At 55.0% G+C, this 260-nt stretch carries 1 protein-coding gene; it reads right to left on the bottom strand.

Annotated features, from left to right (window positions below):
* Positions 1–260, bottom strand: a 260-nt coding sequence (locus tag J4E58_RS31840) for a DDE-type integrase/transposase/recombinase (RefSeq protein ID WP_207255380.1), incomplete at both ends; no start/stop codon positions are given.

Below are 260 nucleotides of genomic sequence, written 5' to 3'. Positions count from 1 at the left end.
GCCACCAAATTGACAACAGCGACAACCCCGCACGCCCCGCACTGGCGAAAGGAACACCATTGTCAGTGCGAATGCGTTCGGGCATCCCATAGGTTTTGAACAACCGTTCGAACGTTTTTTGGGCGTCTTTGAAGTTGGTGCTGGGCATGCTCTCGCAGGCCAACAGAAAACGGCTCGCATGGTCCATGACCGTCAAGGGGTAACACCAGACGCCTTCTCCTGTCAGGTATTGCCCTTTGTAGTCAGCGCTCCATAGCTGA

Origin of the sequence: Pseudomonas sp. FW305-25, from assembly GCF_017351415.1 — a bacterium.
Classification (GTDB): domain Bacteria; phylum Pseudomonadota; class Gammaproteobacteria; order Pseudomonadales; family Pseudomonadaceae; genus Aquipseudomonas; species Aquipseudomonas chlororaphis.
The sequence above is the reverse complement of the archived record's forward strand: the minus strand, read 5'-3'. Positions and strand labels throughout refer to the sequence as shown.